The following is a 23,070-nucleotide window of genomic DNA, read 5'->3' on the forward strand; positions in this document are numbered from 1 at the left end:
GCGACAGGGTGCCATGAGGAGCACGTGTCGGAGGCGGGTGGTCGAATGACGGGATGAGCCCGGAGCAGCACCACGACTTCACCCCCGACGAGGTGCTGGGCCGTTTCTCCGAGGCGACCCGGGCCTGGTTCACCGGTGCGTTCGCCGCGCCGACACCGGCCCAGGTCGGGGCCTGGGACGCCGTGAGCCGCGGGCAGCACGCCCTCGTCGTCGCCCCCACCGGTTCGGGCAAGACGCTGTCCGCCTTCCTCTGGGCCCTCGACGGCCTCGCCGCCGAGGCCGTCCCGGAGGACAAGGACCACCGCTGCCGCGTCCTCTACATCTCGCCGTTGAAGGCGCTGGCCGTCGACGTGGAACGCAACCTGCGCTCCCCGCTGACCGGCATCCGGCAGGCCGCCCAACGCCTCGGCCTGCCCGTGCCCGACGTGCGGGTCGGGGTCCGGTCCGGGGACACGCCGGCCGAGGAACGCCGCGGGTTCACCCGCACGCCCCCGGACGTCCTCATCACGACCCCGGAGTCGCTGTTCCTGCTGCTCACCTCGAAGGCGCGCGAACAGCTGCGCGGGGTCCGCACCGTCGTGCTCGACGAGGTGCACGCCATGGCCGGCTCCAAACGCGGTGCCCACCTGGCGATCTCGCTGGAACGTCTCGACGCCCTCGTCACCGCGGCCGGTGGGAAACCCACCCAGCGGGTCGGGTTGTCCGCGACGGTCCGCCCGGTCCAGGCGGTGGCCGAGTGGGTCTCCGGCGGCCGGCCGGTGACGATCGTCCAACCCCCCTCGACGAAGGAGTTCGACCTCAAGGTCGTCGTCCCCGTCGAGGACATGAGCCAGCTCGACGCCTCCGGTCGCGGTGCGGAGGACCCGGACGACCTCAGCGGCCAGGCTGCGGGAAACCCCCGCCGGGCGAGCATCTGGCCACACGTCGAGGAACGCATCGTCGACCTCGTCGCGGGGCACCGCTCCACCCTGGTGTTCGCGAACTCGCGCCGGTTGTCCGAACGCCTCACCGCCCGCCTCAACGAGATCTGGGACGAACGCCTCAACCCCGAGGAGGACGAGGGGGCCACCCCGGTGGGCCTCCCCCCGGCCGAACTCATGGGCCAGGCCGGGCAGAGCACCGGCGCCCCCGCGATCCTCGCCCGCGCCCACCACGGCTCGGTGTCGAAGGAACAGCGTTCCCTCATCGAGGAGGACCTCAAGGCGGGCCGCCTCCCCGCCGTGGTCGCCACCTCCAGCCTCGAGCTCGGCATCGACATGGGCGCCGTCGACCTCGTCGTGCAGGTGGAGTCCCCGCCCAGCGTGGCCAGCGGTCTGCAACGCGTGGGCCGCGCCGGTCACCAGGTCGGCGCGGTCTCGCGCGGAGTCCTGTTCCCCAAGTACCGCGGGGACCTGCTGCAGACCGCCGTGGTCGTCGAACGGATGCGCGACGGGCGGATCGAGGAACTGCACGTCCCCTCCAACCCGCTCGACGTCCTCGCCCAGCAGATCGTCGCGATGGTCGCGATGGACGAGTGGACCGTCCCCGACCTCCTCGCCCTGGCCCAACGGGCCGCACCGTTCGCGACGTTGTCCCGCGCTGTGCTGGACGCCGTCCTGGACATGCTGTCCGGCCGCTACCCCAGCGACGAGTTCGCCGAGCTCCGACCGCGACTCGTGTGGGACCGCGTGACCGAGACCCTCACGGGACGCCCCGGGGCGCAACGGCTCGCGGTCACCAGCGGCGGGACGATCCCCGACCGCGGGTTGTTCGCGGTGTTCCTGGCCACCGGCGAGGGCCCGGGGCGACGGGTCGGGGAACTCGACGAGGAGATGGTCTACGAGTCCCGCGTCGGCGACGTCATCACCCTCGGCTCCTCGGCCTGGCGGGTCGAGGACATCACCCACGACCGCGTCCTGGTCACCCCCGCCCCCGGACAGCCGGGCCGGCTCCCGTTCTGGCACGGCGAGGCCCTGGGTCGCCCCGCGGAACTCGGGCGGGCCCTCGGCGAGTTCGTCCGCGAACTCGGGGCGCTGGACGGCGGGTTCGCCGGCGAACCCGCGAAGGACCGGGTGAAGGCGGCCGGTCTCGACGACTGGGCCACCGGCAACCTCCTCGCCTACCTGGGCGAGCAGCTCGAGGCGACCCGCCACGTCCCCGACGACCAGACGATCGTGGTGGAACGCTTCCGCGACGAGCTCGGGGACTGGCGGATCTGCATCCACTCCCCCTTCGGCGGTCAGGTCCACTCCCCCTGGGCGCTGGCGCTGGGCGCGCGGATGCGCGAGCGGTTCGGCGTCGACGTGCAGGCCATGCCCGCCGACGACGGGATCGTGCTGCGCCTGCCCGACCTCGACCTCCCCGACGGTCAGGCTCCCGACGTCGCCGACCTGGTGGCGCTGGAGGCGAACGAGGTCGCGGAACTCGTGACGGCCGAGATCGGTGGCTCGGCGCTCTTCGCCTCCCGGTTCCGGGAGTGCGCGGCCCGCGCGCTGCTGCTGCCCCGACGCCAACCGGGCAAACGCCAGCCGTTGTGGCAGCAGCGGCAGCGCGCCGCGTCGCTGCTGCAGGTCGCGAGCCGCTTCCCGAGCTTCCCGATCGTCCTGGAGACGGTGCGGGAGTGCCTGTCCGACGTCTTCGACGTCACGGGCCTGGAACGCCTCATGACCGACCTCGCGGCCCGCAAGGTCCGCGTCGTCGAGGTCGAGTCGAGCCAACCCTCACCCTTCGCCCGCGGCCTGATGTTCGGCTACGTCGCGCAGTTCCTCTACGAAGGTGACTCGCCGCTGGCGGAACGCCGTGCCGCGGCGCTCGCCCTCGACCCGAGCCTGCTCGCGGAACTGCTGGGCCGGGGCGAGGGCGCCGCGTTGCGCGACCTGCTCGACCCGGAGGCCGTGCAGCGCACCGAGGACGAACTGCAACGCCTCGTCCCCGAACGACGGTGTTCCGACGCCGAGGACGTGGCCGACCTGCTCCGCGTCCTGGGTCCGCTGACGACGGCCGAGGTGGTCGAACGCAGCGGGCGCGCCGAACCCGGTACCGAGGAACCCGTGGTGCTGCCCGACGGTGAGGTGGCCCGCTGGCTGGTCGCCCTCGAGGACGCCCGCCGGCTGATCCGGGTCCGGATCGCCGGCGAGGAGCACTGGGCCGTCATCGAGGACTCCGGCCGATTGCGCGACGGGCTGGGCACCCCGCTGCCGGTGGGGATCCCCGAGGCCTTCACCGAACCCGTCGCCGACCCGCTGGCGGAGTTGTTCGGGCGCTTCGCCCGCACCCGCGGGCCGTTCACCGTGCTCGACGCGGCCGCGCGGTTCGGTGTCGGCCGGGCCGTGGCGCACGACGCGCTGCGGAGGTTGCAGACGAGCGGTCGTCTCGTCGAGGGCGAACTCCGCCCCGGGGGAACCGGTCTGGAGTTCTGCGACGCCGACGTCCTGCGCATCCTGCGCCGACGCTCGCTGGCCGCGTTGCGGGCCGACGTCGAACCCGTCCCGCCGCGCGACCTCGCCCGGTTCCTGCCCGCCTGGCAGGGCGTCAGCACCGGTCTGCGCTCCCGCCTGCGCGGGGTCGACGGTGTGCTGCGGGCCGTGGAGCAGCTCGCCGGTGCCGTGGTGCCCGCGAGCGCCGTGGAGCCGCTGGTGCTCTCGGCCCGGGTCGAGGGCTACCAGCCCGCGATGCTGGACGAGCTGACCGCGGCGGGTGAGGTGGTGTGGTCCGGTCACGGCAGCCTGCCCGGGGACGACGGCTGGGTGTCGCTGCACCCGGCCGACCTGGCGCCGTTGACGTTGCCGGACCCGGAGGACTCCGAGATCGAGGTCGACACCGAGGTGCACCGCGCGGTGCTGGCGGCGTTGGCGGGCGGTGGCGCGTACTTCTTCCGCGCGCTCTCGGACGCGGTGGGTTCCACCGACGACCCGGGTCTGACGAGCGCGCTGTGGGACATGGTGTGGGCGGGGCGGTTGACCAACGACACCCTGGCCCCGTTGCGGAACCGGCTCGCCGGGAAGGGGGCCCACAAACCCCGGGCGGCCGCGCCCCGCTCCCGCTACGCCCGCCCCGCGCGGGGGCTGCGCGGGACCCGGGTGGAACTCCCCTCGCGCAGCGGGCCGCCCTCGGCCGCCGGTCGGTGGTCGTTGCTCCCGGAGATCGAGGCCGACGCGACGGTCCGCGCGCACGCCAGCGCCGAGGTGCTGCTGGACCGGCACGGGGTGCTGACCCGCGGTGCCGTCGCGAGCGAGCGGGTCCCGGGGGGCTTCTCCGCGGTGTACCGGGTGCTGGCGGCGTTCGAGGAGGCCGGCCGGGCCCGGCGCGGGTACTTCGTCGAGGGTCTGGGGGCGTCGCAGTTCGCGACGACGGGTGCGGTGGACCGGTTGCGGGACAGCGCCCGTCCCGTCGGCGGGTCGAGCCCGTCCCAGCGTCGCGACGCGCGCAAGGACGTGGGGCCGGGGGCGGTCGTGCTGGCCGCGACGGACCCGGCGAACCCCTACGGGGCGGCGCTGCCGTGGCCGGAACGTCCGGAGGTCACCGCGGGCGCCACGGGGCACCGTCCGGGGCGGAAGGCGGGTGCGCTGGTCGTCGTCGTGGACGGTGACCTCGTCCTCTACGTCGAGCGGGGTGGTCGCTCGGTGCTGTCCTGGACCCAGGAGCTGGAGGCGTTGCAGCCTGCGGCGGACGCGCTGGCGTTGTCGGTGCGCGAGGGGGTCCTCGGACGGCTGACGGTGGAGAAGGCCGACGGCAGCGGGGTGCTGGCCGCGGACTCACCGCTGGGGGCCGCGCTGGAGTCGGCGGGGTTCCACGCGACCCCGCGCGGGTTGCGGATCAGGACGTGACCCGTGCCCGAAGGTGACGTCGTCTGGCGCACGGCCCGGCGCCTGCACCGGGCGCTGGCCGGGCGGGAACTGCTGGAGAGCGACCTGCGGTGGCCGAGCCTGGCGACGGTGGACCTGTCGGGTCGGCGGGTGCTGGAGGTCGTGAGCGCCGGCAAGCACCTCCTGACCCGGGTGGAGGCCGGCGGTGACGACCCACCGGTGACCCTGCACAGCCACCTGCGGATGGAGGGGTCCTGGTACGTCGAGCGGACCGGGGACCCAGGCGGGCGGCGCTCGGCGTCGGGGATCCGGGCGGTGCTGACCACGGCGGAGTGGACGGCGGTCGGGCACAAGCTGGGGATGCTCGACCTGGTCCCGAGCGACCAGGAGGACGACCTCGTCGGTCACCTCGGTCCGGACCTGCTGGGGCCCGGCTGGGACCCCGCCGAGGCGGAGCGCCGCCTGCTGGAGCGCCCCGACCGGGAACTCGGCGCGGCGCTGCTCGACCAGCGCGTCCTCGCGGGGGTCGGGACGTTCTACCTGGCCGAGGCCTGCTTCCTGGCCCGGGTGACCCCGTGGTCGCCGGTGTCCGCGCTGGAGGACCCCGCGCAGTTCGTCGCGCTCGTGCACCGGCTGCTGGACCTCAACAAGGACCGCGCGGACCAGGTGACGACGGGTGACCTGCGCCGGGGCCGGCAGAACTTCGCGCACGCCCGTTCCGGGTTGCCGTGCCTGCGGTGTGCGGGAACCGTCCGGGTCGCCCCCATCGGCACCCCACCGCAGGACCGGACGGCCTTCTACTGCCCGGGCTGCCAGCGCGGGCCGGCCCCGACGGACGACGGCCGGCCGCAGCGCCCGTTGGGGAGCTCCGGCCGGCCGGGGTCGGCGCGCACGTACCGCACGCGACGCTAGGTCAGGCGGCGCTGACCAGACGTCGGCGCAGGATGAGTTCGAGCTCGTCGGGGAGGCCTTCGAGCTCGACGGCGAACTCGCTGCCGGACTCCTCCGTCAGTCCGTCGAGGGCGGAGTCGAGGGCGTGGTCGACGAGGGTGTCCAGCTCGCTGTCCTCGACGGGCACGTCGGGGACGGCCTCGACGACGGGGACGGTCGGCTCGACCGCGGGGGTGGGGACGATGCCTTCGGCGGCGTAGCGGCGGGCGACCGTGGAGACGCCCTCCTCGCGGGCGATGCGACGGGTGACCTCACCGAGCAGCTGCGAGAGCGGCACGTCGAGAGCGGTGCAGATGGAGGCCAGGAGCTCGCTGGAGGCTTCCTTCTGACCGCGTTCGACCTCGCTCAGGTAGCCCAGGGACACCCGGGCGGTGGAGGACACCTCACGCAAGGTCCGCTGCTGACCGCGCCGTTCGTCACGCAGAACATCACCGATCGTCCGGCGGAGCACGACCATGCGGCGGCCTCCCTCAGGGAGTCGAACTGGCGCGAGGTGGCTGCCAGTAGTGGAGTCACTACCGTACCCCGCCCGGGGCTTGAGGGTCGTGGTGGGAGCAGAGTTGCGCACGTCAGACTCAACTCCCGACGGGACGCGTGTGTTCCGCGAGGGCCGAGAGGATCTCGTCCAGCGCCGCGGCCACCACTCCGGCCCGCACCGCCGGCCGGTCCCCGGGGACCAGCAGCCGCACGTGCCGGGCACCACCCTCGATCCAGCCCGCGGCTATCCCCACGAAGGCCGTCCCGGCCGGGAACCCGTCCGCGGGACCCGGGCCGGCGACCCCGGTCGTGGCGATCCCGACGGCGGCCCGCAGACGCGTGCGCGCCCCCCGGGCCATCTCCTCGGCCACGAAGCCGTCGACGGGCCCGGTGCGCGCGAGGGCGACCGCGTCCACCCCGAGGACCTGCGCCTTCAGCTCGGTCGCGTAGGCCACGACCCCGCCGCGCACGACCGCGGAGGCCCCGGGGACGTCCACGAGCGTCGCGCAGAGCGACCCCCCGGTGAGCGACTCGGCGGTGGCGATCGTCGTACCGGCCGCGATCAGCGCGGCGACCACCTCGGGCGCGGAGGTCACCGGCGCAGCAGCTTCGCCCCGGCCACGAAGTAGGCCCAGGCGCTCCAGAGGGTCAGCACGACCGCGACCCCCATGACCGCGAGGCACAACGGGTCCCACGCGGCGGGCAGGGGCAGCACGAAGAGGCCCACCGCGATGATCTGGACCACCGTCTTGATCTTGCCGCCCCGGGCGGCGGGGATGACCCCACGCCGGATGACGATGAAGCGCAGCAGGGTGACCAGCAGTTCGCGGGCCAGGATGACCACGGTCATCCACCACCACAGCCGGCCCTGCAGCGACAGGACGATCAGCCCGGCGCCGATGAGCGCCTTGTCGGCGATGGGGTCGGCGATCTTGCCGAAGTCGCTCACCACCTCCCAGCGGCGGGCCAGGTGCCCGTCGTAGCGGTCGGTGATGCTGGCGGCGACGAAGACGGCCAGCGCCGCGGTGCGCCAGCGCCAGTCGGTACCCCCGTCGATCGCCAGGAACCAGACGAAGACGGGGACGAAGACGATGCGCAGGACGGTCAAGGCGTTCGGCAGGTGCATCTTGTGCCACCCGTGGGAAGAACCGACCTGCCCCTCGACGCTCGTCTTGCTCATGGTCAGACCGTAGTCCTCACCAGCGGTTCCGCCAGCAGGTCCGCCCCGGCGACGCCGGTCACCCGGGCGGTCACCAGGTCCCCCACGTGGACGACGAACCCCGGCGGCAGCTCCAGCTCGGTCTCGCCGTCGACGTCCGGTCCCTGGTGGGCCGCGCGACCGACGACGTGCGGGTCGCCGTCCTCGTCCACGACGCTCTCGACGAGGACCTCGACGACCTCACCGAGGCGTTCCTCGGCGCGCTGGGCGATGAGTTCCTCGACGAGGCGGCTGACCCGCTCGTAGCGGGCGGCGACGACCTCGTCGGGCAGGTGCCCGTCGAGGGTCTCGGCCTCGGTGCCGTCCTCGTCGGAGTAGGCGAAGACCCCCACGACGTCGAGGCGGGCCCGCTCCAGGAACGAGCAGAGCTCGTCGACGTCCGCCTCGGTCTCACCGGGGAAGCCGACGATGACGTTGGAGCGGATCCCGGCGAGCGGGTTGCGTTCGCGGACCTGCTCGAGCAGCGCGAGGAAGGGTTCGGTCCCGCCGAAGCGGCGCATGCGACGCAGCACGGCCGGCGAGGAGTGCTGGAAGGAGAGGTCGAAGTACGGCACGACCCCGGGGACCTTCGTCAGCGCGTCGAGCAGGCCGGGACGCACCTCGGCGGGCTGGAGGTAGGACACCCGGACCCGCTGGATCCCCTCGACGGCCGCGACCCGGGGCAGCATCGCCTCGAGCGCCCGCAGGTCGCCGAGGTCCTTGCCGTAGGAGGTGGTGTTCTCGCTGACGAGGAAGACCTCCTTGACGCCCTGCTCGGCCAGCCACTGCGTCTCGGCGATCACCTCGTCGGCGGGACGGGACACGAACGACCCGCGGAAGGCGGGGATGGCGCAGAAGGTGCAGCGGCGGTCGCAGCCGGCGGCGATCTTCACCGGCGCCCACGGGCCGGAGCCCAGGCGACGACGGATGACCCGGGGGCCGCTGGCCGGGGCCACGCCCTCGGGCAGGTCCGGCTCCACGATCTTCGCCTTCGCGGCCTGTCGCTCGGCCGGGGCCAGGGGCAGCAACGTGCGGCGGTCGCGCGGCACGTGGGACTCGCGCTTCTCGCCGTTCAGGATCGCCTCGAGGTGGCTCGAGAGGTCGTTGTAGGAGTCGAAGCCGAGGATCGCGTCGGCCTCGGGCAGCGACTCGGCGAGGTCCTTGCCGTAGCGCTCGGCCATGCAGCCGACGGCCACGACGGCCTGGGTGCGCCCGGCCTCCTTGAGGTCCGCGGCGGCCAGCACGGTGTCGATGGAGTCCTTCTTGGCCTGCTCCACGAACCCGCAGGTGTTCACGACGGCGACGTCGGCACCGTCCGGGTCGTCCACGAGCGTCCAGCCGGCGTCGGCGAGGCGACCGGCCAGTTCCTCGGAGTCGACGTCGTTGCGGGCGCAGCCGAGGGTGACGAGCGCGACGGAACGCGACGGAACAGAGGTGGGGGGCACCGCACCAGGGTACGTGCCCCGGAACCTCAGGCGCTGCGCACCCGCTGGGCCTGCGGCACGGGGACCCGGCCCACCTCGCCGACCTCCGGGGGCTGCGGGTGCGGGCTGTCGTCCGCCTCCGCGGGGTGGGGGTGCTCCAGGGCGACGGCGTCCTCGAGCAGGGCCCGCATCGGCCGGGTCGGACGGAACCACCCGCCGTCGGGCGGCAACGCCGTGAGCCGGGTGCGGCCGAGGGAGACCTGGAACGCGCCGGGCACGTCCTCGAGGTCGACGAACTCGATGAGCGGGGACTCCTGGGCGTACCCGGCGACCTCCGCGAAGGACAGCACCACGCAACGGACCCCGGCGCGGTGCAACTCCTCCAGCGGCTGCAGGAAGTTGCGCCCGTCCCCGCTGGCGACGACGACCCGGCGCAGCCGGTGCGTCGCCTGGCGGGAGGCGATGTGCTGGAGCATCGCGTCGTCGACGTCGTCCTCGGGGTGGACCTTGGGACGGGCGAAGACGGAGTAGCCGAAGCTGCGCAGGGCCTCGATCCACCCGCGCAGCGAGACCGCGCTCGTGGGGTGCACGTTGGTGAAGACGGACCCCTCGACCTCGTGGTCGGCCGCCTCGGAGAGGAACCACCGCGCGATCGCGTCGAAGCGCGGTCGGTCCGAGGACGCCGGGCGCGACCCCAGGATCGAGGACAGCGTCATGTCGATGTTGGGCGCGTCCCAGATCAGCAGGTCGAGGTCGCGACGCTCCGTCGGAGTCGGCTGGTCCCGCCGGACCGGCTCGTGGGGGCGCGGCGAGTCCATGTGCACAAAGTTACACGGAGAGTCACCATTGTGCGACGTTGTGCTTGCTCTCCGTGACGTGTCGTGCGCCGCAAGGATTCAGCGCCGGTCGAGCAGCTCCCAGGCGTCCTCGCCGCCCTCGTCCGCGTCCACGACCTCGAGCTCCGCCCCGACCTTCGGCTCCGGCGCCGTCGGCGGTTCGTCGCCGCGCATGAGGGCCAACGTCCCCGCCAGGTCGTCCGGACGCACCAGGACGTCGCGCGCCTTCGACCCCTCGCTCGGGCCGACCACCCCCCGGGACTCGAGGAGGTCCATGAGGCGACCCGCCTTCGCGAAGCCGACGCGCAGCTTGCGCTGGAGCATCGACGTCGACCCGAACTGCGTCGTGACGACGAGTTCCGTCGCCTGCAGCAGCACGTCGAGGTCGTCGCCGATCTCCTCGTCCACCTGCTTCTTCTGCGCCGTGACCACGACGTCGTCGCGGTAGGTCGGCTGCAGCTGCGACTTCACGTGCGAGACGATCGCCTCGATCTCGCTCTCGGTGACCCACGCCCCCTGCACGCGCATGGGCTTGGACGCGCCCATCGGCAGGAACAGCGCGTCGCCCTGCCCGACGAGCTTCTCGGCCCCCGGCTGGTCCAGCACGACCCGGGAGTCCGCGAGCGAACTCGTCGCGAACGCCAGCCGCGACGGCACGTTGGCCTTGATGAGGCCCGTCACGACGTCGACGGAGGGACGCTGGGTCGCGAGCACCAGGTGGATGCCGGCGGCCCGGGCGAGCTGGGTGATGCGCTGGATGGAGGCCTCGACGTCGCGCGGGGCGACCATCATCAGGTCGGCGAGCTCGTCGACGACCACCAGCAGGTACGGGTAGGGCTGGATGATCCGCTTCGAGCCCTCCGGCGGGTGGACCTTGCCCGCCTTCACGGCCTTGTTGAAGTCGTCGAGGTGCTTGAACCCGTACTGGGCGAGGTCGTCGTAGCGCAGGTCCATCTCGCGCACGACCCACTCCAGCGCCTCGGCGGCCTTCTTCGGGTTCGTGATGATCGGGGTGATGAGGTGCGGGATGCCCTCGTAGATCGTGAGCTCGACGCGCTTGGGGTCGACGAGCACCATGCGGACCTCGTCGGGGGTCGCGCGCATGAGGATCGAGGTGATCATCGAGTTGACGAAGCTCGACTTGCCGGCGCCGGTCGCCCCGGCGACCAGGAGGTGCGGCATCTTCGCGAGGTTCGCGATGACGAAACCACCCTCGACGTCCTTGCCGACCCCCATGACCATCGGGTGCTCGGTGCGGGTCGCGACGTTGCTGCGCAGCACGTCACCCAGCGAGACCGTCTCGCGGTCGGAGTTCGGGATCTCGATGCCGATCGCGGACTTCCCCGGGATGGGCGACAGGATGCGGACGTCGGCGCTCGCGACGGCGTAGGCGATGTTCTTGCTGAGCGCCGTGACGCGTTCGACCTTCGTCCCGCGGCCCAGTTCGACCTCGTAGCGGGTGACCGTCGGGCCGCGGGAGAACCCGGTGACGGCGGCGTCGATGTCGAACTGGTTGAGGACCTCGCTCAGCGCCTCGACCACGCGGTCGTTGGCGGCGCTGCGTTCCTTGGGGACCGTGCCCGGGACCAGCGCGGCCGGCTCGGGGAGCGTGTAGGTGACGTCGCCGGCGAGCGCGAGCTGCTCGATCCGCGGCGGCATCGGCGTGTGCGGCGGGGCGGGCAGGTCCTTCGGCGTGCTCGCCGGGACGGAGGCTCCGTTGACGATCGGCGTGTCCCGGGCCTCCAGCGACTCGCGCACGGACGGCGGGTCGGAGGGGACGACGCGCCGCTGCCCCGGTCGGGGTCGGGAGGCGGCCTCCTCCTCGGCGGCCGCCAGCTCCGCCTCGGTGATCGCAGCACGGTCGAAGGCCTCGTCGCCGACGCGCGCCTCGTCCTTCTTCGGACGCCGGCGCTTCGGCTTGTCCTCGGCGGTGTCCCCGGTGGTGTCCCCGGACTCCGGGCCCTCGAGGGCCCGGGCCGCCCGCTGGCGGGCCAGCGCCGTGGCGGGCAGGTCCCGACGGGCGGCCGCCCGCTCCGCGTCGCGCGCGGCGCGCTCGGGGTGGTGGGTGAGACGTTCGTAGGCCTCGTGCACGCGGGTCGGGATGGCGTGCACCGGCGTCGCGGTGAGGACGAGGACCCCGAAGAACCCGAGCAGGACCAGGATGGGAACCATCACGTACGGCGTCAGCGCGGTCGTCAGGGGCCCTGCGACGAGGAAGCCGAGCATCCCGCCCGCGTCGGTGACGACCCCCGCGCCCTCCGGACCGGTCGGCGAGGGCGCCCCGGTCGCGAGGTGGACCAGACCGGCCGCGGACAGCGTCAGCGCGATCGACCCGACGACGGCCCGCGAGGTGGCCTGGGTCTGGTCGGGGTGGCGCAGCAGGTGCACGGCCAGCCCGACGAGCACGACGGGCAGCGCCAGCGCGACCTCACCGAAGGTGCCGGCGACGACGGTGTGGATGACCCGACCGGCCGTTCCGGGCAGTCCCCACCACTCCCGGGCGGCGACGACGATGGCCAGGGCGAGCAGGAAGAACCCGGCACCGTCCCGGCGCAGCTCGGGGTCGAGGTCACGCGCGCCGTCACCCACGCGACGAGCCGTGCCGCCCACGAGGTGCGCGCACCCCATCCAGACGGCGGAGACGGCCCGGACCGGCCACGACGGACCGGAACGCACCGGGGCGGCAGCGGGTCGCTTGGCGACCGCCCTGGCCGGGGCGCGGTTGGCCGCCGGCCGGCTCGTGCTGCTGCGTGCGGGTGCCTTGGCGCCCGCCTTCGTGCCACCCCGTGTTCCGCCGGTCGCCACCTTGGTGGAACCTCCCCTACCGCTGGTCGTGCGCGCGTTCGTCGGGGAGGCCATGCGATCACGGTACCGATGACACGCTGGTCCAGCCCGCGGCGGGCGCGACTGCTCCGACCGAGCGGACGCCCAGCCGGTCCTCAGCGTCCCCCGACCCGCGGGCGGACCGACGCCGACACGCCGCGCGCACCCGACACACTGGGGCGGTGGGCAGCGCGCGGATCGTCGGAGTGGACCTCGCCCGGGCGATCGCCATCGTCGGGATGATGGCGATCCACGTCTTCCCCGGCGAGGAGACCCCGGGAGCCGGTGGGGTCCTCTACGCCGTGGCCCACGGCCGGGCCTCGGCCCTGTTCGGCGTCCTGGCCGGGCTCTCCCTCGGCCTCTCGACGCGAGCACGCGGCGACCAGCGCACCGCGGCACGAACGTCGGTGGTGGTCCGCGGCCTGCTCGTCGCGCTGCTCGGGTTGCTGCTCGTGGACGCGGGGAGCCGCATCGCGATCATCCTCCCGTACTACGGCGTGGCCTTCGTGGTCGTGCTGCCCTTCCTCTGGTGGCCGGCCCGGCGCCTCGCCGTCCTGGCCGGTGGGTGGCTCGTCCTCGCACCGGTGGCCTCCTTCGCGCTGCGGTCCGTCTACGAGCTCCCGGCCCGCTACGAGCAACCGACCCTGGGCTGGCTGTCCCGGCCGGGGGACCTGCTGCAGACCCTCACCCTCACCGGCTACTACCCCGTCATCGGCTGGGCGGGGTACCTGCTGCTCGGCCTGGCCGTCTCGAAGCTCGACCTGCGAAGCACCGTGGTGGGCACGCGGCTCCTCGGAGCGGGCGCCCTGACCGCCGGCGGGTCCTGGATCGCGAGCGCTCTGCTGCTCGGTCCGCTCGGCGGCCGCACCGCGCTGAGCCAGGTCCAGGACTTCTACGGCACCGTCCCCACCGACACCCGGTGGTGGCTCGCGATCGCGGCCCCGCACTCCGGAACCCCGTTCGACCTGCTGCACACGGCGGGGACGGCGCTGGCCGTCGTGGGCGCCCTGTGCCTCCTCCCGGCGGCGGTCACCCGCTTCCTGCAGCCGGTCGCGGCGTTCGGCGCCATGCCGCTGACGATCTACACCGCCCACGTGGTCGCCCTGGCCGCCTGGCCGGCGGAGACGACGACCGTGCTCGTCGTCCACGTGTTCGTCGGTGTCGTGTTCGCGACCGGCTGGCGGTTGGCCGTGGGGCGGGGGCCGCTGGAGATCGTCGTCGGCCGGGTGGCGTCCGGGGCCGCGGCGCTGGTGCGGGCGCCGCGCCTACCCTGGGCTGCGTGAGCACCCCCGGCGATCCCGGCCCGTTGTTGCGCAGCCTCCTCGCCGCGCTGGAGGCCGCCCCCGACGACGCTCCCCTGCGCCTGCACGTCGCCGAACTCCTGCTGAGCGTCGGTGACGCGGACGCCGCCCTGGCCCACGCGTCGCGCGTCCTCGCCCAGGACCCCACGTCGGGGCCCGCCCGCGACCTCGTGCAGCGCTCGCTGCACCTCCCCGCCCCTCCCCCGGCACCCCCGGCCCCCGTGGCCAAGCACGCCTTCGACTGGGCCAGCGCCGAGGCCGACCTCGGCCCCCTCGACACCAGCGGACTCACGGCCCACGACGACGAGGTCGACCCCGGGACGACGGCCGAGGTCCAACGCCCCCGCGTCACCCTCGCCGACGTCGCCGGGATGGCCGAGGTCAAGGAACGCCTCGACCTCGCGTTCCTCGGCCCCCTGCGCAACCCGGAGCTGCGGGCCCTCTACGGCAAGAGCCTGCGCGGCGGTCTGCTGCTCTACGGCCCGCCCGGGTGCGGCAAGACGTTCATCGCCCGGGCCGTGGCCGGCGAGATGGGCGCGCACTTCCTCTCCGTGGGGTTGTCCGACGTCCTGGACATGTGGATCGGGAACAGCGAGAAGAACCTGCACGCCCTCTTCGAGGAGGCCCGTCGTCACGCCCCGTGCGTGCTGTTCTTCGACGAGGTCGACGGACTCGGCATGTCCCGCACCGGCAACCGGTCCTCGGGGATGCGGACGACCGTGCAGCAGTTCCTCGGGGAACTCGACGGCATGGACGGCGACAACGAGGGCGTGTTCGTGCTGGCGGCCACCAACGCCCCGTGGGACGTGGACCCGGCGTTGCGCCGGCCGGGACGCTTAGACCGGATGCTGCTCGTCCTGCCCCCGGACGAGGCCGCCCGGATCGCGGTGCTGGAACACCACCTCCGCGACCGCCCCACGCAGGACCTGGACCTCGCCGGGGTCGCCGCCCGCACGGACGGTTTCTCCGGGGCCGACCTCGCCCACGTCGCCGAGACCGCGGCGGAACACGCCCTGCGCGACTCGATGCGTTCCGGCACGGTCCGGCCCATCACCACCGCGGACCTCCGGCAGGCCCTCACCCAGGTCCGGCCCTCGACCGGTCCGTGGTTCGACTCCGCCCGCAACGTCGCGACCTACGCCAACGCCGACGGCAGCTGGGACGAACTCCAGGCCTACCTGCGGCGCCGTCGGCGCTGAACTCAGCCGGCGCTGGGCCGGTCGCCGCGTTCGACGGTGATCTCGACCTCCGCCTGGTCCGGCGCCGGGGCCCCGACCTCAGCGGTGACCGTCACCGGGTCGGGCAGGGGGATCCGTACGCTCGTCGAGCCCGTCGGCACGTCCCACCCCGGGGGCAGGTCCGGCAGCGGAACGGTCCCGCGCAGCAGCACGCGCCCCGGCCCGGCTTCCGGCGCCGTGCGCGCCGCCGGCGGCGGGGTCCGGCTCGTCGCCGGCGCGGGGTCGGGGTCGGGAGTGGGGGCGACGACGGGCGCCGGACCCGGCGCCGACGTGGTCGTCGACGAGACGGCAGGTGCGGGAGCCGACGGGGCCGAGGTCGTCCGGGTCGGGACCGGTTGCGTCGTAGAGCTTCCCGACGGGACCACCGTGGCGAGAACACGCGGCGCCACGGAGGCGGTCACCGTCCCGGTCCCCGTCACGGGCGGGCTGGCTGTCGCGACGACGGCCGCGGTCGGCGCGCTGCTCACCGCGGACGGCAGCACCTGGACCTGTCCGGGGCGGTCGCGCCCCCCGGGCCACACCACCCCGACGACACCGGCGGCCACCACCGCTCCGGCGGCGACGACCCGCACGGCACGGCTGCCGAAGATCCCGCCCGTGGAATGACGCGGGGAGTAGGGAGCGTCGCCGCGCGAGGGGCGGCGGATCGGCACAGCAGGAAACCTAGCACCGCGCCCACGACGTACCCTGCTCGAGTGACCGACTGGACCCCCGACGTCCGGTTGCGTCGGGCCGAGGCCCTCGCCGACGCGGGACGCTGGGAGCAGTCGTTGCGGGCCGTGCACGACGTCCTCGCGAGCGACCCGCACCACGGGGAGGCCCTGCGGTTGGCGGCCATGGCGGAACTCCAGCTCGACCGCCCGGAAGCCGCCGCGCAGGCCGCCACCGCGGCGATCGCCGCGGAACCCCAGCACGAGCACGGCCACCGGCTGCTCAGCGTGGCGCTGCAACGTCTCGGCCACCACGACGCCGCGCTGCAGGCGGCGCGCGACGGAGTGCGCGCCAACCCGCACCACCCCTACGCCCTGGCCCAGCTCGCCACCGCCCTCAGCGACCGCCGCAGCACCCGCCGCGAGGCCGTCACCACGGCCGAGCGGGCCGTGGCCGCGGGGCCGGGGATGGCGCACCCGTTGTTCGTCCTGGGTCTCGCCCTGCAGCAGCGCGGCCGCCGGGGTCGCGCCCGCAGGGCCTACGCCGCAGCGCTGGAACTGGACCCGCAGCACCCCGAGGCGCTGAACAACCTGGGCGTCATCGCGCTGAACTCCCACCGCCTCGGCGGCGCGGCCAGGTTCCTCGGGGACTCGCTGCTGGCCGACCCGCACAGCGCGACGGCGCGGTTCAACGTCGACGTGCTCGCGCTCGCCTTCGCGCGCCGGATCTGGATCGGGAGCGCGCTCGCCGTCCTCGCGCTGCTGGTCGGCGGAGCGGTCGAGAGCGGGACGGGCACGGGCTTCCCGGTGCGCCTCGTGGTGCTGCTCGTCGCCGTCGCCGGTCTCGGCGCCTGGACGGCCAGCGCCTGGCGGAGCACCCCGACGGCGGTGCGGGCCGCGGTGCTCCAGCGTTCCCGGCAGCGTCCGTTGCTGGTGAGCGCCTGGGTCATCGCCGCGCTGCTGCTGCTCGCCTGCGTCGGGATCGCCGTCGCCCCGCTGGAGACCGTCGCCGGTCCCGGCGCGTTCGAGGTCTTCCGGGTGCTGTTCCTGGTGAACGTCGTGTTCGGGTTCGTGGTGCGACGCAGCCGCCCGCGCCGGGACTGAACCCGGCGGGACGGCTGCGAGGGACGTACCGGACTCAGGCGGTGACGACGACCGGCACGATCATCGGCCGGCGACGGTGCGCCTGCGACACCCAGGTGCCGACCGTGCGGCGCACGATCTGCTGGAGCTGGTGGACGTCCACCGGTCCGGTCGAGGCGTCGTTGAGGGCCTTCTCGACGCGGGTCTTGATGGCCGCGAAGCGGTTGGGGTCCTCGCCCATGAAGCCGCGGGCGTTGAACTCCGGCCCGGACACGACCTTGCCGGTGACGGAGTCGACGGCGACGAAGATGGAGATGAAACCCTCTTCGCCGAGGATCCGGCGGTCCTTCAGGTCGGCCTCGGTGATCTCGCCGACGGTGGAGCCGTCGACGTAGACGTAGCCGACGGGCACGTTGCCGACGATGCTCGCCTTGCCGTCCACGAGGTCGACGACGACGCCGTCCTCGGCGATGACGACGCGTTCGCGCGGAACCCCCGTCTTGACGGCGAGTTCGGCGTTGGCGAGCAGGTGCCGGATCTCGCCGTGCACCGGCATCACGTTGCGCGGCTTGAGGATGTTGTAGCAGTAGAGCAGTTCCCCGGCGCTGGCGTGCCCGGAGACGTGGATCTTCGCGCTCTGCTGGTGCACGACCGTCGCCCCGAGGCGGGCGAGACCGTTGACGACGCGGTAGACGGCGTTCTCGTTGCCCGGGATGAGCGAGCTGGCGAGGATGACGGTGTCCCCGGCGTCGACGGAGATGCGGTGGTCGCGGTTGGCCATCCGCGACAGCGCGGCCATCGGTTCACCCTGCGACCCGGTGCACATGAGCACGACGCGGTCGTCGGGCAGGTCGTCGACCTGCTTGAGGTCGATGAGGATGTTCTTCGGCACCTGCAGGTACCCGAGCTCGGCGGCGATGCCCATGTTGCGGACCATCGAGCGGCCGACGAGGGCGACCTTGCGGCCGTGGGCGTCCGCGGCGTTCAGGACCTGCTGGACGCGGTGCACGTGCGAGGCGAAGGACGCCACGATGATGCGGTGCTCGGCGCGGCCGAACAACTGCTCCAGCACCGGGCCGATGTCGCGTTCCGGGGCGGTGAAACCCGGGACCTCGGCGTTGGTGGAGTCGACGCAGAACAGGTCGACACCCTCGTCACCGAGACGCGCGAACGCGTTGAGGTCGGTGATGCGGTTGTCCAGCGGCAACTGGTCCATCTTGAAGTCACCGGTGTGCAGGACGAGTCCCGCGTCGGTGCGGATCGCGACGGCCAGCGCGTCGGGGATCGAGTGGTTCACCGCGATGAACTCGCAGCTGAACGGCCCGAGCTGTTCGACCTGACCCTCTCGCACCCCCAGCGTGTAGGGCTTGATGCGGTGTTCCTTCAGCTTCGCCTCGACGAGGGCGAGGGTCAGCTGCGAACCCAGCAACGGGATGTCCCCGCGCAGCCTGAGCAGGTACGGGACCGCCCCGATGTGGTCCTCGTGCCCGTGGGTCAGCACGACCGCGACGATGTCGTCGAGGCGGTCGGCGATCGAGGAGAAGTCCGGCAGGATCAGGTCCACGCCGGGCTGGTGGTCCTCGGGGAACAGCACGCCGCAGTCGACGACGAGCAGCTTCCCCTGGAACTCGAAGACGGTCATGTTGCGCCCGACCTCGCCGAGCCCACCGAGACCGACGACGCGCAGGGCGCCGTCGGCCAACGGTGGGGGGCTGGTGAGTTCGGGGTGGGGGTGGCTCATGCGGCTCCTCCTGCGGCCTGGGCGGCCGCTGCCGTGGGGTTGGGTCGAGCTGAGTTCTCGGGGGTGTCGAGCCCGGCGAGGGAGAGGTCGGCGGCGATGGCGTCGACCTCCTCGGGGGTGGCCGCCAGCAACGGCTGGCGGACGGCACGTCCGGTGAGGACACCGGTCAGTTCCAGGGCGGCCTTGACGGCCACCGCACCCTGGGTGCGGGTCATGATCCCGCGCACGGCGGGCAGCAGGTCGGTGTGGATCGTCCGGGCCGTCACGAGGTCCCCCGCGTCCAGCGCCGCGATCATCGCGGCGTACTCACGGCCCGCGACGTGGCTGACGACGGAGACGATCCCGCAGGCTCCCTGCGCCAGCAGCGGCAGGTTCACGGCGTCGTCACCGGAGTAGTACGCGAGGTCGGTGCGGGCCAGGACCCACGAGGTCGCCATCGAGTCGCCCTTGGCGTCCTTCACGGCGACGATCCGCTCGTGCGCGGCGACCGCCACCAGGGTCTCGGTGTCGATGGGGACACCCGAGCGGCCGGGGATGTCGTAGAGCATCACCGGCAGGCCGCTCGCGTCGGCCACCGTGGTGAAGTGCTGGGCGAGGGCGGCCTGCGGCGGCTTGTTGTAGTACGGGGTGACGACGAGCAGCCCGTGGGCGCCGGCCTTCTCGGCCGAGCGGGCCAGCTCCACCGTGTGCGCGGTGTCGTTGGTGCCGACCCCCGCGACGACGCGGGCGCGGTCACCGACGGCGTCGAGGACGGCACGCAGCAGGCGGTCCTTCTCGTCGTCGCTGGTCGTGGGCGACTCCCCCGTCGTCCCGCTGACGACCAGACCGTCGTGACCGTGCTCCACGAGGTGCACGGCGAGCGCGGCGGCCGCGTCGAGGTCCAGGGCACCCGTCGCGGTGAACGGGGTCACCATCGCCGACAGCACCGTCCCGAAGGGACGGTGGGGCGCTGCTGCGGTGGCGGTCGACATGCTCCTGAGGTTACCGCCACGGGAAGGACCCGGTCGCTGCCCGCTCGGGGGTCCGGGCAGCGACCGGGTCCTGAGGTGTCATCGGGGCGGCGCGGGCGAGCGTTACACCCGCTCGAGGGTCAGCCTCAGACCACCGTCACCGGGGGTGATCCGCACCGAGCTGAGCAGCGGGACGACGAGGTCGGCGTCCAACGGTCCCTCCGGGTGGGTCGTGCGCACGGCGAGGGTCGCGCAGCCCGCGGCCCGGGCCGCGGCGAGACCCGCGGGGGCGTCCTCGACGACCAGGCAGTCGGCCGGGTCGACCCCGAGACGGACGGCGCCGAGCAGGAAGCAGTCCGGCGCGGGCTTGCCGTGCTCGACGTCGTCGAAGGTGACCAGCACCCGCGGGTCGGGCAGCCCCGCGGCCCCCCGGCGCGCGTCGGCCAACGGCGACGAGCACGACGTGACGATCGCCCACGCCTGCGGGGGCAACCCGGCCAGCAGGTCCGCCACCCCGGGCAGCTGCACGACCCCGTCGACGTCGAGGATCTCGAGCTCGGTGATGCGCGCCGAGGCGGCGGCGAAGCGGTCGGGCCCGACGAGGTCGGCCACGATCTCCGGGGCGGGACGCCCGTGCGTCCCCGCGAGCTGCTCGGCGGTGATCCCGTGTTCGACCGCCCACGTCGTCCAGCTCCGGTTGATGGCGGCCGTGGAGTCGACGAGCGTGCCGTCCATGTCGAAGAGGACTGCTGCGAACGGGCGGTCCAGGACGGGATCGAGCACGGGGACGGTCACGAGCGCACCCTACGAGCCGGGGTGGGCGTGCGACCGTGGGGGTTGTGCAGACGTCGATCGCCACCGTGAGCCTGGCCGGGTCGCTGCCGGAGAAGCTGCGGGCCGCGGCGGTCGCCGGGTTCGACGCCGTCGAGGTGTTCGAACCCGACCTCGTCGCCTCCCCGCTGGCCCCGAAGGACGTCCGGGCGCTCGCCGCCGACCTCGGGGTCCGCATCGCGCTGTTCCAGCCGTTCCGCGACCCCGACCACGTCGACGCGACGGTGCAGGCCCGCACCGCGCAGCGGCTGCACCGCAAGTGCGAGGTGGTGCGCGAGCTCGGCTGCGACCTGCTGCTCGTGTGCTCCTCGGTCCACCCCGGCGCCGTCCGGGACGACGGGGAGCTCGCCGACCAGCTGCGGACCCTCGCCGAGGTCGCCGCCGGCCACGGTGTCCGGCTGGCCTACGAGGCGCTCGCCTGGGGCACCCACGTGTCCGACTACCGGCACGGCGCGCGGATCGTCGCGGCCGCCGACCACCCCTCGCTGGGGACCTGCGTCGACTCCTTCCACGTCCTCTCCCGCGGGGACGACCCGGCGGCGATCGCGGGACTGGAGAAACTGTTCTTCTACCAGGTGGCGGACGCCCCGCCGCTGGGCATGGACCTCCTTCCGTTGAGCCGGCACCACCGCCTGTTCCCCGGTCAGGGGGGTTTCGACCTGACGGGTTTCCACCGCGCCGTCCTCGCCAACCCCTACGACGGGCCGGTGTCGCTGGAGGTGTTCAACGACGTGTACCGCCAGGCCGACCCGGGTCGCACGGCGGTCGACGCGCTCCGTTCGCTGCGCCACCTGGCCGACCTCGCCACGCCCGGGACCCTGCCGCAGGCCCCGACCCCGACCGGCTGGGCGTTCGTCGAGGTCGCAGCCTCCGACGTCGCCTCCGAAGGCGCCTCCGACGTCGCGGACCTGCTGCACGCACTGGGTTTCCGGCGCACCGGGACCCACCGCCGCGGCGAGGTCGACCTCTGGGGCAACGCCGGGGTCCGGGTCGTCGTGAACCGCCGGCCGACCAGCGAACGGGCCCGGTTGTCCGCCCTGGGTCTGCAGGCCGCCGCACCGCACGCGTTGGCCGAGCGGTCCCGGGAACTCCTCGCGGCCGTCGTGCACCGTCCCGTCGGCACCGGCGAGGCGGAGATCCCGTCCCTGGTCGCACCGGACGGGACCTGGGTGCAGTTCTGCGGCGAGGACCCCGACTGGCTCGACGACTTCGTGCCGGTCGAGCCGCTGCCCGCGGGGGAACCCGTGGGAGGGTCCGGCCTGGTCGAGATCGACCACGTCGCCCTGCCCCAGCCGTTCGCGGGTTTCGACTCCACGGGACTGTTCCTCACCGCCGTCCTCGGGTTGCGCGGCGGGGAACTCAGCGAGGTCGCCGCACCCGACGGGCTGGTGCGCTCCCGGGCGCACTCCTCCGCCGACGCGGCGATCCGGATCGCCCTCAACGTGGGTCCCACCTCCGCGCACCTCAAGGGACGACCGTTCGCCTCGGGTCACGTCGCGTTCCGGACCACCGACGTCCTCAGCGCCGCGGCCGCGTTCGTCGCCGCCGGAGGTCAGCCGCTGGACGTCCCGCAGAACTACTACGACGACCTCGACGCCCGGTTCGGCCTGGCCCCGGAGTTCCTGGACCGGTTGCGCGCCCACGGGGTGCTCTACGACCGCGACGAGGACGGCGGGGAACTGTTGCAGTTCTTCACCCGCGCCCTCAGCCGGGAGTTCTTCGTCGAGGTGCTGGAACGCCGCGGCGGGTACCACGGGTTCGGGGCGGTCAACACGCCCGTGCGCCTCGCGGCGCAACGGCGCCACCCGGAGGCTTAGGGCAGCAGGACGATCCGGCCCTGCGGGTGCGGACGTTCCGCCATCGCGAACGCGTCCTGCACCTGCGCCAACGGGAACGAACCGGCGATGGGGACGTGCAGGCGGTCCGCGGCGACGAGCTCGGCGAGTTCGGTGAGGACCTCCGGTCGACGCGCCTGGTCCACGCCGAACTCCAGGTCGGCATCGAGCGGCAGCGCCGCGGCGCACCGCGCGACGTCCACCCCGAAGGCCCGGGCGAGAGCGTCCACCTCGAAACCCGTGGTGTCGACGATCACGTCCACGGCCACCCCGCGCCGGCGCAGCGTCCGGGCCAGACCGTCGCCGTCCTCGGCGGGGACGACGGCGTCCGCGCCGTGGGCGTGCAACCACTCGTGGTGGACGAGGTCGGCGACGCCCACGACGGTCGCACCGCAGAGCCGGGCCAGCTGGACGGTCAGCGTGCCGACGTCGCTCGTCGCCCCCAGGACGAGGACGACGTCGCCGTCACGCACCCCCGTGCTCTCGACGCAGGAGTACGCGGTGACCCCGGCGACGTAGAGGGCTCCGGCGACCTCCCAGGAGACGCCCGCCGGTTTGGGAACCACGGCCTCGGCCGGGACCACGACGACGTCGGCGTGCCCGCCCCGGTCCGGGCTCCAGCCCAAGACCTCCTCGCCGACGGTGACGCCGCTGACGCCGGGACCGGTGTCGGTGACCACGCCCGCGAACTCGGCGCCGGTGCCGGCGGGGAACGCCGTCGGGTAGAGCTGGGCCAGCGCGCCCTCGCGGGCCGCGGACTCCCCCGCGGTGATGCCGGCGGCGCGCACGGTGACCCGCACCTCCCCGGCTCCGGGGGCCGCGGTCGGCACCTCGACGACGTGCAGGACGTCGGGTCCACCCCATCGCTCGAACCGCACCGCTCTGCTCATCCCGTGAGAGTGTCCTGAACGCAGGCCGAGAGCAAGCCTGTCCGGGTGCAGTCGGGCG

General features: G+C 73.7%; 16 protein-coding genes and 1 pseudogene. 6 read left to right on the top strand and 11 right to left on the bottom strand.

Annotation, left to right across the window (positions count from 1 at the left end; translation table 11 throughout):
- Window positions 1-53: 53 nt before the first annotated feature.
- Both OG218_RS04405 and OG218_RS04410 read left to right on the top strand, forming a co-directional pair.
- A complete protein-coding gene (locus OG218_RS04405; protein ID WP_328291986.1) occupies window positions 54-4,805 on the top strand; it encodes an ATP-dependent helicase in 4,752 nt (1,583 codons plus the stop codon).
- Window positions 4,806-4,808: 3 nt separating this feature from the next.
- Window positions 4,809-5,696 carry a DNA-formamidopyrimidine glycosylase family protein gene (locus tag OG218_RS04410; RefSeq protein ID WP_328291987.1) on the top strand — a complete coding sequence of 296 codons (888 nt, stop codon included), beginning with the start codon at window positions 4,809-4,811 and terminating at the stop codon, window positions 5,694-5,696.
- A gap of 154 nt (window positions 5,697-5,850) precedes the next feature.
- Here the strand turns inward: OG218_RS04410 and OG218_RS26580 are convergent.
- From OG218_RS26580 to OG218_RS04440, 6 genes and pseudogenes are all read right to left on the bottom strand, one after another.
- Window positions 5,851-6,192, bottom strand: a pseudogene (locus tag OG218_RS26580) (helix-turn-helix domain-containing protein); the annotation flags it as partial.
- 118 nt (window positions 6,193-6,310) lie between these two features.
- Window positions 6,311-6,808 carry a CinA family protein gene (locus OG218_RS04420; RefSeq protein WP_328291988.1) on the bottom strand — a complete coding sequence of 166 codons (498 nt, stop codon included), beginning with the start codon at window positions 6,806-6,808 and terminating at the stop codon, window positions 6,311-6,313.
- Window positions 6,805-7,392, bottom strand: a complete 588-nt coding sequence (pgsA, locus tag OG218_RS04425; RefSeq protein ID WP_328291989.1) for a CDP-diacylglycerol--glycerol-3-phosphate 3-phosphatidyltransferase — start codon at window positions 7,390-7,392, stop codon at window positions 6,805-6,807. The genes OG218_RS04420 and pgsA overlap by 4 nt, the downstream gene beginning before the upstream one ends.
- 2 nt (window positions 7,393-7,394) lie before the next feature.
- Window positions 7,395-8,855, bottom strand: coding sequence for a 30S ribosomal protein S12 methylthiotransferase RimO (gene rimO, locus OG218_RS04430; RefSeq protein WP_328291990.1), 1,461 nt, complete (start codon window positions 8,853-8,855; stop codon window positions 7,395-7,397).
- Between the two features lie 26 nt (window positions 8,856-8,881).
- A complete protein-coding gene (locus OG218_RS04435; protein WP_328291991.1) occupies window positions 8,882-9,652 on the bottom strand; it encodes an NYN domain-containing protein in 771 nt (256 codons plus the stop codon).
- A gap of 78 nt (window positions 9,653-9,730) precedes the next feature.
- Window positions 9,731-12,529 carry an FtsK/SpoIIIE family DNA translocase gene (locus OG218_RS04440; RefSeq protein WP_328291992.1) on the bottom strand — a complete coding sequence of 933 codons (2,799 nt, stop codon included), beginning with the start codon at window positions 12,527-12,529 and terminating at the stop codon, window positions 9,731-9,733.
- A gap of 146 nt (window positions 12,530-12,675) precedes the next feature.
- Here OG218_RS04440 and OG218_RS04445 point away from each other — a divergent pair, with 146 nt between their 5' ends.
- Together OG218_RS04445 and OG218_RS04450 are read left to right on the top strand one after the other, a co-directional pair.
- Window positions 12,676-13,776 carry a heparan-alpha-glucosaminide N-acetyltransferase domain-containing protein gene (locus tag OG218_RS04445; protein WP_328291993.1) on the top strand — a complete coding sequence of 367 codons (1,101 nt, stop codon included), beginning with the start codon at window positions 12,676-12,678 and terminating at the stop codon, window positions 13,774-13,776.
- On the top strand, window positions 13,773-14,993 hold the full coding sequence (locus OG218_RS04450) for an AAA family ATPase (RefSeq protein ID WP_328291994.1): 1,221 nt from the start codon (window positions 13,773-13,775) through the stop codon (window positions 14,991-14,993). The genes OG218_RS04445 and OG218_RS04450 overlap by 4 nt, the downstream gene beginning before the upstream one ends.
- A 2-nt stretch (window positions 14,994-14,995) precedes the next feature.
- Here OG218_RS04450 and OG218_RS04455 read toward each other — a convergent pair whose 3' ends face one another.
- A complete protein-coding gene (locus OG218_RS04455) occupies window positions 14,996-15,685 on the bottom strand; it encodes a hypothetical protein (RefSeq protein ID WP_328291995.1) in 690 nt (229 codons plus the stop codon).
- A gap of 42 nt (window positions 15,686-15,727) precedes the next feature.
- Here OG218_RS04455 and OG218_RS04460 point away from each other — a divergent pair, with 42 nt between their 5' ends.
- Window positions 15,728-16,786 carry a tetratricopeptide repeat protein gene (locus OG218_RS04460; protein ID WP_328291996.1) on the top strand — a complete coding sequence of 353 codons (1,059 nt, stop codon included), beginning with the start codon at window positions 15,728-15,730 and terminating at the stop codon, window positions 16,784-16,786.
- 34 nt (window positions 16,787-16,820) lie between these two features.
- Here OG218_RS04460 and OG218_RS04465 read toward each other — a convergent pair whose 3' ends face one another.
- The 3 genes from OG218_RS04465 to OG218_RS04475 form a co-directional block, all read right to left on the bottom strand.
- A complete protein-coding gene (locus OG218_RS04465; protein ID WP_328291997.1) occupies window positions 16,821-18,506 on the bottom strand; it encodes a ribonuclease J in 1,686 nt (561 codons plus the stop codon).
- A complete protein-coding gene (gene dapA / locus OG218_RS04470; RefSeq protein WP_328291998.1) occupies window positions 18,503-19,477 on the bottom strand; it encodes a 4-hydroxy-tetrahydrodipicolinate synthase in 975 nt (324 codons plus the stop codon). Before dapA ends, OG218_RS04465 begins: the two co-directional genes overlap by 4 nt.
- Window positions 19,478-19,579: 102 nt before the next feature.
- Window positions 19,580-20,251 carry an HAD-IA family hydrolase gene (locus OG218_RS04475; protein ID WP_328291999.1) on the bottom strand — a complete coding sequence of 224 codons (672 nt, stop codon included), beginning with the start codon at window positions 20,249-20,251 and terminating at the stop codon, window positions 19,580-19,582.
- Window positions 20,252-20,295: 44 nt separating this feature from the next.
- Here OG218_RS04475 and OG218_RS04480 point away from each other — a divergent pair, with 44 nt between their 5' ends.
- Window positions 20,296-22,104, top strand: coding sequence for a sugar phosphate isomerase/epimerase and 4-hydroxyphenylpyruvate domain-containing protein (locus OG218_RS04480; RefSeq protein ID WP_328292000.1), 1,809 nt, complete (start codon window positions 20,296-20,298; stop codon window positions 22,102-22,104).
- Here the strand turns inward: OG218_RS04480 and OG218_RS04485 are convergent.
- Window positions 22,101-23,012, bottom strand: coding sequence for an NADP-dependent oxidoreductase (locus tag OG218_RS04485; protein ID WP_328292001.1), 912 nt, complete (start codon window positions 23,010-23,012; stop codon window positions 22,101-22,103). The two genes, OG218_RS04480 and OG218_RS04485, sit on opposite strands and share 4 nt — an antisense overlap.
- Between the last annotated feature and the right edge of the window lie 58 nt (window positions 23,013-23,070).

Origin of the sequence: Kineococcus sp. NBC_00420 (genome assembly GCF_036021035.1) — a bacterium.
Lineage (GTDB): Bacteria > Actinomycetota > Actinomycetes > Actinomycetales > Kineococcaceae > Kineococcus.

Excerpts from the sequence above, each read along its gene's own strand:
- OG218_RS04405 (WP_328291986.1), top strand. The coding sequence starts at position 54 with ATGAGCCCGGAGCAGCACCACGACTTCACCCCCGACGAGGTGCTGGGC.
- pgsA (WP_328291989.1), bottom strand. The coding sequence starts at position 7,392 with ATGAGCAAGACGAGCGTCGAGGGGCAGGTCGGTTCTTCCCACGGGTGG.
- OG218_RS04435 (WP_328291991.1), bottom strand. The coding sequence starts at position 9,652 with ATGGACTCGCCGCGCCCCCACGAGCCGGTCCGGCGGGACCAGCCGACT.
- OG218_RS04440 (WP_328291992.1), bottom strand. The coding sequence starts at position 12,529 with ATGGCCTCCCCGACGAACGCGCGCACGACCAGCGGTAGGGGAGGTTCC.
- OG218_RS04465 (WP_328291997.1), bottom strand. The coding sequence starts at position 18,506 with ATGAGCCACCCCCACCCCGAACTCACCAGCCCCCCACCGTTGGCCGAC.
- dapA (WP_328291998.1), bottom strand. The coding sequence starts at position 19,477 with ATGTCGACCGCCACCGCAGCAGCGCCCCACCGTCCCTTCGGGACGGTG.
- OG218_RS04485 (WP_328292001.1), bottom strand. The coding sequence starts at position 23,012 with ATGAGCAGAGCGGTGCGGTTCGAGCGATGGGGTGGACCCGACGTCCTG.